This window comes from Achromobacter sp. LC458 (genome assembly GCF_001005835.2).
GTDB lineage: Bacteria > Pseudomonadota > Gammaproteobacteria > Burkholderiales > Burkholderiaceae_B > Achromobacter > Achromobacter spanius_B.
The window spans coordinates 22,730-37,244 of the sequence record NZ_LBHW02000001.1 but is presented as its reverse complement, the minus strand read 5'-3'; the positions used below and the strand labels follow the sequence as shown (position 1 = coordinate 37,244).

The 14,515-nt window shown below is 65.1% G+C and carries 9 protein-coding genes; 5 read left to right on the top strand and 4 right to left on the bottom strand.

Annotated features, from left to right (window positions below):
- Window positions 1–133: 133 nt before the first annotated feature.
- Both YH64_RS00165 and YH64_RS00160 read right to left on the bottom strand, forming a co-directional pair.
- Window positions 134–2,104, bottom strand: coding sequence for a choline BCCT transporter BetT (locus YH64_RS00165; protein ID WP_046802526.1), 1,971 nt, complete (start codon window positions 2,102–2,104; stop codon window positions 134–136).
- Between the two features lie 161 nt (window positions 2,105–2,265).
- A complete protein-coding gene (locus tag YH64_RS00160; RefSeq protein ID WP_046802525.1) occupies window positions 2,266–2,934 on the bottom strand; it encodes a TetR/AcrR family transcriptional regulator in 669 nt (222 codons plus the stop codon).
- 193 nt (window positions 2,935–3,127) lie between these two features.
- On the opposite strand from YH64_RS00160, the gene YH64_RS00155 reads away from it, so the two are divergent.
- From YH64_RS00155 to YH64_RS00135, 5 genes are all read left to right on the top strand, one after another.
- Window positions 3,128–4,255, top strand: coding sequence for an efflux RND transporter periplasmic adaptor subunit (locus YH64_RS00155; RefSeq protein WP_046802524.1), 1,128 nt, complete (start codon window positions 3,128–3,130; stop codon window positions 4,253–4,255).
- A complete protein-coding gene (locus tag YH64_RS00150; RefSeq protein WP_046802523.1) occupies window positions 4,252–7,416 on the top strand; it encodes an efflux RND transporter permease subunit in 3,165 nt (1,054 codons plus the stop codon). Before YH64_RS00155 ends, YH64_RS00150 begins: the two co-directional genes overlap by 4 nt.
- Window positions 7,416–8,951: an efflux transporter outer membrane subunit gene (locus YH64_RS00145; protein ID WP_255444047.1), complete on the top strand. Its 1,536-nt coding sequence runs from the start codon at window positions 7,416–7,418 to the stop codon at window positions 8,949–8,951. Before YH64_RS00150 ends, YH64_RS00145 begins: the two co-directional genes overlap by 1 nt.
- Before the next feature lie 325 nt (window positions 8,952–9,276).
- Window positions 9,277–10,413, top strand: a complete 1,137-nt coding sequence (locus YH64_RS00140) for a C45 family peptidase (RefSeq protein WP_046802522.1) — start codon at window positions 9,277–9,279, stop codon at window positions 10,411–10,413.
- 35 nt (window positions 10,414–10,448) lie between these two features.
- Window positions 10,449–12,020 (top strand): ABC transporter substrate-binding protein, encoded by a 1,572-nt coding sequence (locus tag YH64_RS00135; RefSeq protein ID WP_046802521.1) that lies wholly within the window; start codon window positions 10,449–10,451, stop codon window positions 12,018–12,020.
- Between the two features lie 100 nt (window positions 12,021–12,120).
- Here the strand turns inward: YH64_RS00135 and YH64_RS00130 are convergent, their stop codons facing one another.
- Entirely contained in the window at window positions 12,121–13,683 is a 1,563-nt protein-coding gene (locus tag YH64_RS00130) for an ABC transporter substrate-binding protein (protein WP_046802520.1), read from the bottom strand.
- A gap of 202 nt (window positions 13,684–13,885) precedes the next feature.
- The gene (locus YH64_RS00125; protein ID WP_046802519.1) at window positions 13,886–14,506 is read right to left on the bottom strand and encodes a GntR family transcriptional regulator; all 621 of its coding nucleotides are present in this window, start codon (window positions 14,504–14,506) and stop codon (window positions 13,886–13,888) included.
- Window positions 14,507–14,515: the final 9 nt, after the last annotated feature.

Sequence of the window (14,515 nt, the reverse complement as noted above, 5' to 3'; positions counted from 1 at the left end):
ACATTGCAATACGCCGCATAGCGCGCCGCTATCGACCTTCAGCGGCGGCACAGGGGCGAAAAAAAACCGCCAGACAAGGCTGGCGGTTTTCAGGGTTGGCGTGTCGGCCGGGCGGTAGGCGGCCGGCCGACGGTCAGGTACGGACCATGTGCAGGTAATGGCGATGGCGTTCGTACTGGTCCAGGATGTCGCCGATGACGGCGTCGCGGCTCCAGCCCATGATGTCGTAGTCCTGCCCGCCTTCGCGCAGGTGGACTTCGGCGCGGAAGTACTTGCGTTCTTCTTCGTCGGCCGCTTCGTCGGGCGTCAGGCTGGGGCGCACGAACGCCTCGGGCTGCACGGCATACGAGAAGTCCAGGTGCTCGCCGTGCGAGACCTCAAGAATGGCGCTGCCGTCGGCCTCGACTTCGCGCACTTCTACCGCATAGCCCTGCTTGCGCAGTTCCTCGGCCACGTCGTCCAGCGCGGGCCGCACCACGTCGCTGATAAAGCGCTGCACGTGCGAGCGGCGCGGCATCATCACCATGTTGCGCAGCCGACGTTCCCACGATTGGCCGCCACGCGCGGGGCGCGACAAGGTCAAGGACTGATAGCGAATGCCGCGCTTGGTGGCGTCCAGTTTCAGCGCCTTGAACAGCCCCCACAGGGACAGCAGCAAGATGATCGAAAACGGCAGCGCGCTGGCGATGGTGGCCGTCTGCAAGGCGGTCAGCCCGTCGGCGAGCAACAGCGCGATGGCAACCGCGCCCATCAGCACCGACCAGAAAATACGCTGCCACACGGGCGTGCGGTCCGACCCGCCCGAGGCCAGCAGGTCAACCACCAGCGCGCCCGAGTCGGCGGAGGTTACGAAAAACACCGCAACCATCGCAATGGCCACCACCGACAGCACGCTGCTCCAGGGCAGATGTTCCAGGAAGGCGAACAGGGCCAGCGACGAATCGGCTTCGACCACCTCGGCCAGGCCCTGCACCTTGTCCACCAGGATCATGTGGATGGCCGTGTCGCCAAACACCGTCATCCAGAACAGGGTGAACCCCGCCGGCACAAGCAGCACGCCGGTGACGAATTCGCGGATGGTGCGCCCGCGCGAGATGCGCGCGATGAACAGGCCCACGAACGGCGACCACGCAATCCACCAGCCCCAGTAGAACAAGGTCCAGCCACCAATCCAGTCGGTGGGCTCGTAGGCATACAGGTTGAAGGTCTTGTTGACGATGTCGGACAGGTACGCGCCCGTGTTCTGCACGAAGGTCTGGAACAGAAACACGGTGGGGCCGACCACCAGCACGAACAGCAGCAGCACGGCCGCCAGCACCAGATTGGTCTCGGACAGGATGCGGATGCCCTTGTCCAGACCGCTGGCCACCGACAGCGTGGCCAGGCCGCAAGTGACGACGATGAGGATGATCTGCGTCGTCACCCCGACCGGGACGCCGAACAGGTGGTTCAGCCCGCTGTTGATCTGCGCCACGCCCAGGCCCAGCGACGTCGCCACGCCCAGCACCGTGCCGATGATGGCGAAGATGTCGACGGCATGGCCGATGGGGCCGTGGATGCGGTTGCCGATCAGCGGATACAGGGCCGAACGCAGCGTCAGCGGCAGCCCATGGCGGTAGCTGAAGAACGCCAGGATCAGCGCCACCACCGCATAGATCGCCCACGCATGCAGGCCCCAATGGAAGAACGTGATCTTCATGGCCTCGCGCGCGGCGATGGCCGTGCCGCCCTCGCCGACCGGCGGCGACACGAAGTGCATCACCGGTTCGGCAACTCCGAAGAACATCAGGCCAATGCCCATGCCCGCGGAAAACAGCATCGCAAACCAGGTGAAATTGCGGTAGTCGGGCTCGCTATGGTCCGGCCCGAGCTTAATGTCGCCGTAGCGGCTCAAGGCCAGGAACACCACGGCCAGCAAGATGATGGCCACGACCAGGATGTAGAACCAGCTGACGTTGCCCAGGATCCAGCCCTGCACGGATTCAAAAAGGCTTTGCGCACGCTCGGGCGCAAGAATCGCGAATCCGACCAACAACAGCGTGAAGATCGCCGCCGGGAAGAACACCGGGCGGTTGATGGTGGATGGTCGGGTTTCTGAAGACATGCAGCAGCTCCTTTCGCCCAGGGTTGCGAATTTCGGCGCCGGCCCCCTCAGCCCGACCGTTGCGCCGCGGTTATTACTATCACGGCCGGCATGCGGCTGACAATGTGTATCGGCGATCTGTATCGGTGATTCGTGGCCGCAATGCAGCGGCCAGGGCAAGGCTATCCGACCGAAGTTGGCGCCCCGGGCGGCAAGGCGGCGGGCGCCGCGTCGGGTTGCGAGTCACCAAACACCACCCGGCGGAAAAAACCGGCCAGCACGGCCTCGGTCATTTCCAGGCTCACGCCTTGCGGATCAAAGGCGTAGCTAAATTGCATGCCGTCCGACAGGGCCAGCAGCCCGATCGCCAATTGTTCGGCCGGCATGGGCAGCGGAGTGCCCACATGCGCGGAAAACTGGCGGACGTATTCCGTGGTGGCCGCGCGCAATTCGCGCAGGCAATCGGTAAAACCCACACGGAAATCGGGGTCGCGCGCGGCCTGCAGCTTGCCTTCCATCCAGAGCAGGAAGCAATCGTTTTCGCGGTGGTGGGTGCTGTAGTACTGGACGACGCTGGCTTCCATCTGCTGGCGCGTTTCGCCTTCTTCGAAGATGGCGCGCATGTCGGCCATCACTTTTTCGTGATCGCGCCTGAGCAATTGCAGGAAAAGTTCGGTCTTGCTGCCGAAATTGGAATAGAAGGCGCCGCGCGTGTACCCCGCCAGTTCGGCGATGTCCTCGACGCTGGCGGCCACGAAGCCCTTGGTAAGGAATACCGATTGCGCAGCGTCCAGCAGACGCTGACGCGTCTGGTCTCTGCTTTGCTCTCGGGTTAAGCGCACTTTTGACATGGCGGGAGTTTAGCACCGGCCACGATTTCAAATACAGTCTTGTATCCGAATACATATGCGCATTAGAATTCAGCCCGTATCGAGTTTGACTCGCCGATGCCTTCCCCTTTTTCGCCCCTATCGCGCCGCGAGGTATTTCGTGAATTTTCCTGGCTCCAGCCCACAACCGTCGGCGCGCCCCCTTGCCGCAACCGTGACAACGCCCGCTCCGTCCCCATGGACTCGCCGCATCACGCTGCCCGCGCTACTGGCGCTGGCGCTGGCCCTCTCGGCCTGCGGCCGCAAAGAAGAACCGGCCCCGGCGCCGCGTCCCGTGGTCGCCATGCCGACGCAGGCGGATGAACGGCTGCCGGCGTGGACGTTGCCGGGCGAAGTGCAGGCGCGCTACAGCACGCCGCTTTCCTTCCGCGTAGGCGGCAAGATCATCGAGCGGCAGGTTCGGCTGGGCGATAGCGTCGTGCCCGGCCAGGTCGTCGCCAAGCTCGACCCGGCCGACGCCACCAAGAACGCCGCGGCCGCCAAGGCCCAGTTGTCGGCCGCTCAGCATCAACTGGACTACGCCCGCCAACAGTTGGACCGCGACCGCGCCCAAGCGCGCGAAAACCTCATTGCCGCCACCCAGCTGGAACAGACCCGCAACGCCTACGCCTCGGCCCTGGCCCAACGCGATCAGGCCGCCCAGCAGGCGGCGCTGTCGGCCGACCAGCTCAAGTACACGACGCTGCAGGCCGACCATGCGGGCGTCATCACCGCCGAACAGGCCGACACCGGGCAGAACGTGGCGGCCGGCACTCCCGTCTACCAGCTGGCCTGGGCGGGCGACATCGATGCCATTTGCGACGTGCCGGAAAGCGTACTGGCCGGTTTGACGATCGGCCAACGCGCCAACGTGACGCTGGGCCCGCTGCCCGGCCAGAACTTCACGGCCACGCTGCGCGAGATCGCGCCGGCCGCCGACCCGCAAAGCCGCACTTACCGCGTCAAGCTCACGCTGGAATCGCCGTCGCCGCAAGTGCGGCTGGGCATGACGGCCAACATCAGCTTCGACAATCACGGCGCGGCCGACCAGGCCACCTACACCGTGCCCGCCACCGCGCTATTCCATGACGGCAAGGACCCCGCCGTATGGATCGTCAAACCCAAGGAAGACACGCTGGAGCTGCGCCGCGTACAGGTGTTGCGCTTTGACGCGCGCACCGTAACGCTGACCGGCGGCGTGTCGGCGGGTGAACGCGTGGTCTGGCAAGGCGTGCACACCGTGACCGCCGGTGAAAAGGTGCGCCCCGTGGCGCCCCTGCACGCCGAGGACTTCGCATCATGAGCGCACCCGCCGAAGATCCCGGCCACGACCACAAAGAAGGCAAGTTCAACCTGTCGGCCTGGGCGCTGCGCCACCAGCCGCTGGTCATTTTCCTGATCACGCTGGTCACGCTGTTTGGCGTGCTGTCGTATTCCAAGCTGGCCCAGTCCGAAGACCCCCCCTTCACGTTCCGCGTGATGGTCATCAAGACCTTATGGCCGGGCGCGACCGCCAAGCAGGTGCAGGAACAAGTCACCGACCGCATCGGCAAGAAGCTACAGGAGACCGCCAACACGGACTTTCTCCGCAGCTATTCCCGCCCCGGTGAATCGCTGATCTTCTACACCATGAAAGACTCGGCGCCCGCCAACACGGTGGCCGACCAGTGGTATCAGGTGCGCAAGAAGGTCGGCGATATCCAGGCCACGTTGCCGCAAGGCGTGCAAGGCCCGTTCTTCAACGACGAATTCGGCGACGTCTATACCAACATCTACACGCTGCATGGCGACGGCTTTTCGCCCGCGCAACTGCACGATTACGCCGACAATCTGCGCACCGTGCTGCTGCGCGTGCCGGGCGTGGCCAAGGTCGATTACTTTGCCGACCAGGCTGAACACGTGTATGTCGAAATCTCCAATACACAGCTAAGCCGTCTGGGCGTGACGCCTCAGCAGATCGCGCAGGCCATCAACACGCAAAACGCGGTGTCCAGCGCCGGCACCCTGACCACGGCCGACGACCGCATCTTCGTGCGGCCGACGGGACAGTTCGAAAACAGCCGCGCGCTGGCCGACACGCTGATCCGCGTCAACGACAAGTCGATCCGCCTGGGCGACATCGCCACCATCCATCGCGGCTATGACGACCCGCCCACCGAGCAGATGCGCTTTAACGGCAACCCCGTGCTGGGCATCGGCATCACCATGCAACCGGGCCAGGACGTGGTGCGCCTGGGCGAAGCGCTGGACAAGACCTTTGACAAGCTCAAGGCGCAATTGCCCGCCGGCCTGACGCTGACGGAAGTGTCCAGCATGCCGGACGCGGTATCGGATTCCGTTGACGAATTCCTGCGTTCGGTGGCAGAAGCGGTTGCCATCGTGCTGATCGTCAGCCTGGTGTCGCTGGGCCTGCGCACCGGCATGGTCGTCGTGATTTCCATCCCGGTGGTGCTGGCCATCACCGCGCTGTTCATGGACATGTTCGGCATCGGCCTGCACAAGGTGTCGCTGGGCACCTTGGTGCTGGCGCTGGGCCTGTTGGTGGACGACGCCATCATCGCCGTGGAAATGATGGCGGTGAAGCTGGAACAGGGCTGGAGCCGCGCGCGCGCCGCCGCCTTCGCCTACACCAGCACCGCGTTTCCCATGCTGACCGGCACGCTGGTCACCGTGGCCGGCTTTCTGCCGATTGCGCTGGCCAAGTCCAGCACCGGCGAATACACGCGGTCCATTTTCCAGGTGTCGGCCATTGCGCTGATCACTTCGTGGTTTGCCGCGGTGGTGCTGATTCCGCTTCTGGGCTATCGGCTGCTGCCCGAGCGCAAGCGCGAAGCCCATCAGCCGCACGACCACGAACACGATATCTACAACACCCGCTTCTATCAGCGTCTGCGCGGTTGGGTGGCGTGGTGCGTGGACCGCCGCTTCTGGGTGCTGGCGGGCACGGTGGTGATCTTCGTCGTGGCGATGGCGGGGTTCAAGCTTGTGCCCCAGCAGTTCTTTCCCAGCTCGGACCGTACCGAGCTGATGGTGGACGTGCGGCTGCAAGAGGGTGCGTCGTTCGCGGCCACGCTGCGCCAGGTCGAACGGTTGGAGAAAGCGCTGGAAGGCCGGCCCGAGATCGACCATTCGGTCAGCTTCGTGGGCACCGGCGCGCCGCGCTTCTACCTGCCGCTGGATCAGCAACTGCCCACGCCGAACTTCGGGCAGCTGGTCATCACCGCGCACTCGGTAGAAGAGCGCGAACAGCTGGCCCAGTGGCTTGAGCCCATGCTGCGTGAAAAATTCCCGGCCATACGCACCCGCCTGTCGCGCCTGGAAAACGGCCCGCCCGTCGGCTATCAGGTGCAGTTCCGCGTCAGTGGCGACAAGATCTCGGAAGTGCGCGCGGTGGCGGAAAAGGTCGCCGCCGAAGTGCGCGCCGACACGCGCTCGGTGAACGTGCAATTTGATTGGGACGAACCCTCGGAACGCTCGGTGCGATTCGACATCGACCAGCAAAAAGCGCGCGAGCTGGGTATCAGCGCCAGCGATGTGTCCGACTTTTTGGCGATGACGCTGTCGGGCTACACCGTGACGCAATACCGCGAACGCGACAAGCTGATCAATGTCAGCCTGCGCGCGCCGAAAGAAGAACGCGTGGACCCCGCCCGCATCGCCACGTTGGCCATGCCCACGCCCAATGGCCCCGTGCCCTTGGGCAGCCTGGGCCAGGTGCACTACGACCTGGAATACGGCGTCATCTGGGAACGCGACCGCCAGCCCACCATTACGGTGCAGGCGGATGTGACCAGCGGCGCGCAAGGCATCGACGTCACCCACGCCATCGACAAGAAGCTGGACGCCATCCGCGCGGACCTGCCGGTGGGCTACCGCATTGAAGTGGGCGGCCCGGTCGAGGAAAGCGGCAAGGGTCAATCGTCCATCAACGCGCAAATGCCGCTGATGGCGGTGGCGGTGCTGACGCTGTTGATGGTGCAGCTGCAAAGCTTCTCGCGCGTGCTGATGGTGGTGTTGACCGCGCCGCTGGGGCTGATCGGCGTGGTGGCGGCGTTGCTGCTGTTCGGCAAACCATTCGGCTTCGTGGCCATGCTGGGCGTCATTGCGATGTTCGGCATCATCATGCGCAACTCGGTGATTTTGGTGGACCAGATCGAGCAGGACATCCTGAACGGCCACAAGCGCGTGGACGCCATCGTGGGCGCCACCGCGCGGCGTTTCCGCCCCATCGTGCTGACCGCCGCCGCCGCCGTGCTGGCGTTGATTCCCCTGCTGCGCAGCAACTTCTTCGGCCCGATGGCCACGGCCTTGATGGGCGGCATTACCAGCGCCACGGTGCTGACGCTGTTCTTCCTGCCGGCCTTGTACGCGGCATGGTTCCGCGTGCGCCATGACGAGCGCGACGAGCCCGAAGGCGTGCCGCCCGGCGCCAACGCGGCCGATACGCTGCAACGAGGAGCCTGATGATGAAGCCCCATCCCACACGTTATTCCAGGCTGCCGCCGGCGCGGCCCTTGTTTCGGCCCTTGTTGCGGCCCTTGTTGCGGCCCCTGTTGCGGCCCCTGTTGCCGGCTCTGTCGCTGGCCTTGAGCGCCTGCGCGTTCGCCCCGGACAGCAAGCCCCCGGCAACCGCCTCGCCCCCGCAATACGGCGTAGAAGCCCCGCCCCCGCAGGGCGCCACGGCCCAGGGCGTCGCACAGCAATTCGAACAGGGCGCGCGGCCCGTGCCCGAGTGGTGGAAGCGCTATGGTTCCGACGCGCTGAACGCCCTGGTGCAGGAAGGGCTGGCCAACAGCCCGAACCTTGCCGCCGCGGAACGCAACCTGGCTGGCGCGCGCGAACAACTGCGCGCGCAGGTCAATTCATCACTGCTGCCGTCGGTGGACGCGGGCGCAAGCGGCACGCGCAACCGCGCCCTGACCATGCCCGATCTGCCCGAGTCCACGGCGCTCTACAACGTGTTCACCGGCCAGATCCAGGCCACTTACGACCTGGACCTGTTCGGCGCGGCGCGTTTCGCCAACGCGTCCCTGGCGGCGCAGGTTGAGCAGCAGGCGTTCCGGCTGGAATCGGCCCGGCGGTCGCTGGCCGGCAATATCGTCACCGGCGCCATCACGTCGGCCTCGCTGGCCGAACGCGTGGCGCTGACCGAAAAGCAGGTGGTGCTGCTGCGGCAAGTGGCGCGCGATACGCAGCGCCGCTACGAATTGGGCTCCGCTTCGCAAAACGATGCGCTGGACGCCGACCAGGACGCTGCCACGCTGGAAGCCTCGCTGCCCGGCCTGCGCGCGCAATGGCAGGCCACGCGCCACGCGCTGGCCGTGCTGTTGGGCCGCCGCCCGGACCAGGCGCCGGACGACCTGGCATTCAGCACGCTGGCCGTGCCGCCGCAGGTGCCGGTGGTGGTGCCGTCCGAGCTATTGGCATCGCGCCCCGACATCCTGGTGGCGGACGCCGTGGTGCAGGCCGCGTCGGCCGACGTGGGCGTGGCCACCGCACAGCTGTTCCCCAGCCTGTCGTTGTCCGCGTCGATGGGCAAGGGCGGCTTCAGCTGGCCGGCCGCGCTGTCCGGCGCGGGGTCGATCTGGGCGATTGGCGCGTCCTTGACGCAGCCCATTTTCCACGGCGGCGCCTTGCTGGCCGAGCGCCGCGCCGCTAAAGAACGCTACGAAGCGGCGGTGCTGCAATACAAGCAAACGGTACTGACGGCGTTCCAGGACGTGGCCGACACCCTGGCGCGTCTGGACGCGGACGGACAGGCACTGGCCTCGGCCGAGGCCTCGCGGCGCGCGGCCGAACAGTCTTACCGCAACACGGCCAGCCGCGTGCGCCTGGGTGCGCTGGCGCCCTATACCGAATACGCGGCCGAACAGCATTACGTGGCCGCGCGCCTGCGCGAACTGGAATACGCCAACGCCCGGCTGACGGAGACAGCGGCGCTGTTCCAGGCCATGGGGTCGCCCACCCGCGCGCCGGAGGTGGCTGCCGGCCAACTCTGAACTGCTTGCTGTTGAACGGACGACGCTGGCCCCCGCGATGGATTCGCGGGGGCTTTTTCATGCCGGTTCGCGCGAGCGTCCCTGCTGTGGCACTTGCTGTGGCACTCGCTGTGGCACCCGCCGTGGCACTCGCTGTGGCCCCCCTGTGGCACCCGCCGTGGCAAGCCCTTTGCCAACCGTCGCGCCGTGGGGATCTTCGCCCGCATTGGGTAAACCCTGAGCAATATTGGCGCCAAAATAAGCTAACATTTTTGCAGCTTGCTTCCCTGCCTTTTTCCCCTTCCACCTCCCCGACCCCACGGCGCGCGGCGCCGCCTCCCCGTCCATGACCCAGATTCCCCAATTTCCTTTCGTATCGGTTTCCGGCACTCCCGAGGCCCGCGGCCGTTCCTACGGCCAGCAAGCTGCCGCGCGCGTGCGCAAAAGCGCCGCCATGTACGGCCAGACGCTGGTCGACCTGGGCTACGACGCCATGGCGCGCACCGAGCTCATCGCCCATTTCGCGCGCGAGATCGAAGCCTTTGCGCCGCACTATCTGGAAGAGATGCGTGGCATCGCCGCGGGCGCCGACGTGCCGTTCGAAGACATCGTGATGGTCAACGCGCGCACGGAAGTGGTGGCCAAGGCGCGCGCCGAAAAGAAGAAAGCGGCCGAACTGGAACCCGGCGACGGCTGCACCGGCGCGCTGATCCTGCCCACGCGTTCGGCCAACGGCAACCTGATCCATGGGCAGAATTGGGACTGGCGCGCGGAATGCGCCGAAACTGCCATCGTGCTGCGCGTGCGCAGCGACAACGGCCCGGACATCCTGACGTTCGTCGAAGCCGGTGGCCTGGCCCGCAGCGGCTTGAACAGCGCGGGCGTTTCCATTACCGCCAACTATCTGGAGTCCGACCGCGACTTCCGCCAACTGGGCGTGCCGCTGTCGCTAATTCGTCGCAAGGTGCTGGAGCAGCAGCATTTCGCGCTGGCGATCAAGGCCGTGGCCACAACCGCCAAGTCCTGCTCGAACAACATCATGCTGGGCATGGCGGCTGGGTTTGGCGTGGACTACGAATGCACCACCGATGAAGCCTTCCCCATCTATCCGGGCAGCGACGACCTGATCGTGCACGCCAACCACTGGGTCAGCGAAGTGGCCTTGTCCAAGCTGCGCGACACCGGCCGCGCCAGCACGCCCGAAAGCGCGTACCGCGACTGGCGCGTACGCCGCCTGCTGAACGGGAAAACGGACTTGACGCGCGAGGACCTCAAGCGCGCGCTGTTCGATGATTTTGGCGCGCCCTATTCCGTGTGCCGCCCGCCGCGCCCCGGCAGCCACGACAATCTTTCCGCCACGGTCGCCATGGTGGTCATGGAGCCGGCCGTCGGCCTGATGGAAGTGGCGCCCCTGCCCGCGCTGAATCGCACGTTTACGCGCTATAGCCTGACCGCCGAACCCGAACTGCTGGCCGCCGCCTGATCCTTGGCGCGCCGGCGCAACCGAAGGAAGTTCCAATGAAAAACCCCAATTTTGGCGCCGCGGTTGCGCTGGCGCTTGCCGGGCTGTCCGGCGCCGCCGGCCCCGTCAGCGCGCAGCCCGCCCCGCCGCTGCGCATTTCGATGACCGCCGACATCCGTTCCACCGAACCCGGCGTCAACCGCGACAGCAACAGCGACGCGGTCGTCATGCATATTGTTGAAGGGCTGGTGGCCTATGGCGAAGATGCCGAGGTGCGTCCGCTGCTGGCCAAATCGGTGGACATCAGCCCCGACGGCAAGACCTACACATTTACCTTGCGCGATGGCGTGACGTTTCACAACGGCAAGCCGATGACATCGGCCGACGTGCTCTGGAGCTGGCAGCACTACAACGCCGCGAATTCCGGCTGGCGCTGCGCCAGCGAATTCGATGGGCGCGGCAGCGTCAAGGTCACCCGCGTCGAGGCGCCCGATGCGCGTACCGTTGTCTATCACCTGGACAAGCCCACCAGCCTGTTCCTGGCATCGCTGGCGCGCATCGACTGCGGCGGCACCGGCATACTTTCGCGAGATTCAGTGGGCGCGGACGGCGCCTGGATCAAACCCATCGGCACCGGCCCTTTCGAGCTGGCCGAATGGAAGCGCGGCGAATACATCCGCCTGACCAGGTTCGCCGGCTACGCCAACCTGGACGGCAAGCGCGACGGCTACACCGGGTCCAAGCGCCCCCTGGTGGACGAAGTGCGCTTCATGATCGTGCCCGACGACTCCACCGCCAAAGCCGCCCTGCAACGCGGCAACATCGACATCATTGAAGACGTCTCCAACAACGACGTGCCGGTGCTGCAAAACACCCCGAACGTGAAGGTGGCCTACGCCCCGGTGATGAGCATGACGGCGCTGTTGTTGCAGACCAAAGACCCGGTGCTGGCCAACCCCAAGTTACGCCTGGCGCTGGCCCATGCCATCGACTACAAACAGCTGGCGGCCGCCGTCACCGAAGGCCTGGCGCAGCCCAACAATTCCATCGTGCCGCTGGTGTCGCCTTACTACGATGCCGCGCAAAAGCAGGGGTGGGACTACGATCCGGCCCGGGCGGCCAAGCTGTTGCAAGAGGCCGGCTACAAGGGGCAGCCGCTGACGATCCTGACCACCAAGCGCTATCCGCAGTCGTATAACTCGGCCGTGATCGTGCAGGCGATGCTGCAAGCCGTGGGCGTCAATGCGCAGTTGTCCGTTGTTGAATGGGCCACGCAGCTGGACCGCTATAACGCGGGCACCTACCAGATGATGACGTTCCCGTATTCGGCGCGCCTGGACGCGGCATTGAACTACGAGATGGTGACGGGCGACAAGGCCAAGCAGCCGCGCAAAGTGTGGGACAACGCCGACGCCCTGAAGCTGGTGGAAGCCGCCTCGGTGGATTCCGACCGGGCCAAGCGACAGGCTTCATTTGATCAGCTGCACAAGCTGTTCCTGGCCGATGTGCCCAGCATCCCGCTCTACAACGGCCTGGACATCGGCGCGTTTCGCAGCAACATCAAGGGCTACCAGCCTTGGGCGGTGAAGAAGCCGCGCGCGTGGGAAGTCGAACGCGTCGGGCCGTAACGCTACGCACGGATGGGGCGGCGCAGCAAGGCCGTAGCGCCGCGCCGCCTGCCCGTTATCAGGGGCCTACGCCCTTAATGGGCGCCGGCCCCTGCCCCGCTTACTTGGCGCCGACCACCTTGGTCTCCCAGGCGCGCGGCTTGCCTTCCCATACCGAGAACCCCTCGACGCGCTTATTCGTTGCCCACGCGTCGGCGCCGTTATACAGCATCAGCATCGGCGTCTGTTCCAGCATCAACGCATGCAGCTGATCGAACATCGCCTGCCGCTTGCCCGGGTCGGACTCCAGGAAACTTTCGTCGATCAACTTCTGCGCCGCCGGGTCATCCCAGACCTTGCGCGGCTGCTTGGTCTTGTCGCCCGAGAACTGCTCGAAGCTTAACGAGGGGTCCAACCGCGACGAAAACGAGAACGAGCTGATCTGGTATTTGCCGGTGTTGTAGCGGTCCAGCTGCGTTGCCCATTCCAGCACTTCGATCTTGGCGTTGATACCCACCGACTGCATCATCGCCTGCGCGATCACCGCCACCTGGTAGCTGGGCACGTGGGCGCGCTTGTTGGCATAGATCACCACCGGCTCGCCCTTGTAGCCCGCTTCTTTCAGCAGCTGCTGCGCCCGCGCCGGGTCGTACTTGTAGCCCTTCTTCTCGGCGTCCTTGTAGTAGGCCGAGCCCGCGTAGACCGCGGAATTGTTCAATTGGCCCAGCCCTTCCGACGCGGCCGCCACCACCTGCGGAATGTCCAGCGAAGCGGCAATCGCCTGCCGCATCTTCACGTTCTTGAGCACCGGGTCCTGCGTCTGGAACAACAACACGTGCTTGACGGCGTCATGCGGGCTGAACACGGTCAGCGTCTTCACGCTTTTCAGTTCGCCGACGTCGGTGTTGGTGATCTGGCTGGCGTCAATGGCGCCGGACATCAGCCCGGCCTTGGACGTGGACGGGTCCGGCACCACCAGGAACTTCACCTCGTCCACCAGCGGGCGCTTTGATCCCACGTACCCATCCGGCTTCTCGCCCGAGGGCGACACGTAGTCCTTGAACGCGCTCAGCAGCGTGTATTCGCCGCGCTTCCATTCCTTGAACATGTACGGGCCGGTGCCGATCGGCTTGACCCACGTGCCGTCCGCCGCCACCGAGTCCCTGGAAATAATGGCGGTCATGCCGCAGTCCGTGCGCGCCAGGGAATCCAGGAACACCGCCGACTTGCGGTCCACCTTCATCACCACGGTCTTCGCATCCGGCGCGGTTACGTCGGTGACCTTCAGGCCATTGCGGCCGTCGAAGTCGCTGCGGCAGCGCCAGTCCGTCTTGGCATCCATGTAGCGCTGCCAGCTCCACAGCACATCCGCCGAGGTCAGCGGGGCGCCGTTATGGAATTTGACGCCGTCGCGCAATGTGAACGTATAGGTCAGCCCGTCCGGCGACAAATCGACCGATTTGGCCAGCAAGGGGCCAACGGTGCCGTCTTCGCGGTAGCCGACCAGCCCTTCAACAATATTGAGCACCACGCCGTCGGTCGTGTTGTCGCGGTTGACACCCGGATTGGTCGAGCGGATGTCGGCCGGTTGCGCGATGGTCAACACGGCGGCGTGGACCGGAACGGCGGTGGCGCCAAGCGCCAGGGACAGCGCGAGCGCTCTGGGTACGAAATGGTGGTGCATGCAGAAGACTCCCCGGCGTGCGGCGCAGATGTCACGCGTATTTTTGGCGCCAAAATAATCTGCTAATTATGGCGGCTCTGGCTTGTGCCGCCATACGGGGTATCCCTGAAGCAAAGCCACGGGCAAAAAAAATGGCGGCCCCTTCGCATAAAGGGCCGCCGCGATTCACGCCGCCGCAAGCAAATAGTTCAGCAGACAGCGATCAAGAAATATCCTGCCCGACGTGTTGCGAGATGATTTTCTGCAACCGCTTCACATCGCGCGCTTCCAGCGCATCCACCATGTCGAAGTGTTCACGCGCCGAGATTTCGATGCGCGATCGCGTCACCCATTCCTTGGCCGGCGCAGCGGGGCCACGCGCCCGCGTGTCCTGGATCAACGCGGCCAGTTCGCGATTGCGGCACATGTCGTACATGGCCGCGTGAAATGCCAGGTTGACCTCGTACTGTTCCAACAAGGTGCCGTCTTGCAGCAGCTTGGCGAAACGTTCGGCCAGCGCGCGCAGCGCGCGCACCTTGGCGGCGGTGACGTTCGGCATCAAGTCCGCAGCCGCGCCGCTTTCCAGCAGTATGCGGATATCGCGGATCTGGTGATGCACGTCCGGGTCCATCGCGTAGACGTGATAGCCCCGATTCGGGATGTGCGCAATCAGCCGCTTGGCAGCCAATTGGTCCAGCGCCCGCCGTACGTCCAAACGCTTGGCGTCATAGCGCTCTTGCAGGTCGATCTGTTTCAACCAGGCGCCAGGACCATACACGCCCGACTGAATATCATGGGCAATACGGTCGACCAGGCCGGGTTGCGTCGCTGCCGTTTTCGGCATGGACCACTC

Excerpts from the sequence above, each read along its gene's own strand:
- YH64_RS00160 (WP_046802525.1), bottom strand. The coding sequence starts at position 2,934 with ATGTCAAAAGTGCGCTTAACCCGAGAGCAAAGCAGAGACCAGACGCGT.
- YH64_RS00130 (WP_046802520.1), bottom strand. The coding sequence starts at position 13,683 with ATGCACCACCATTTCGTACCCAGAGCGCTCGCGCTGTCCCTGGCGCTT.
- YH64_RS00125 (WP_046802519.1), bottom strand. The coding sequence starts at position 14,506 with ATGCCGAAAACGGCAGCGACGCAACCCGGCCTGGTCGACCGTATTGCC.
- YH64_RS00150 (WP_046802523.1), top strand. The coding sequence starts at position 4,252 with ATGAGCGCACCCGCCGAAGATCCCGGCCACGACCACAAAGAAGGCAAG.
- YH64_RS00135 (WP_046802521.1), top strand. The coding sequence starts at position 10,449 with ATGAAAAACCCCAATTTTGGCGCCGCGGTTGCGCTGGCGCTTGCCGGG.
- YH64_RS00140 (WP_046802522.1), top strand. The coding sequence starts at position 9,277 with ATGACCCAGATTCCCCAATTTCCTTTCGTATCGGTTTCCGGCACTCCC.
- YH64_RS00145 (WP_255444047.1), top strand. The coding sequence starts at position 7,416 with ATGATGAAGCCCCATCCCACACGTTATTCCAGGCTGCCGCCGGCGCGG.
- YH64_RS00165 (WP_046802526.1), bottom strand. The coding sequence starts at position 2,104 with ATGTCTTCAGAAACCCGACCATCCACCATCAACCGCCCGGTGTTCTTC.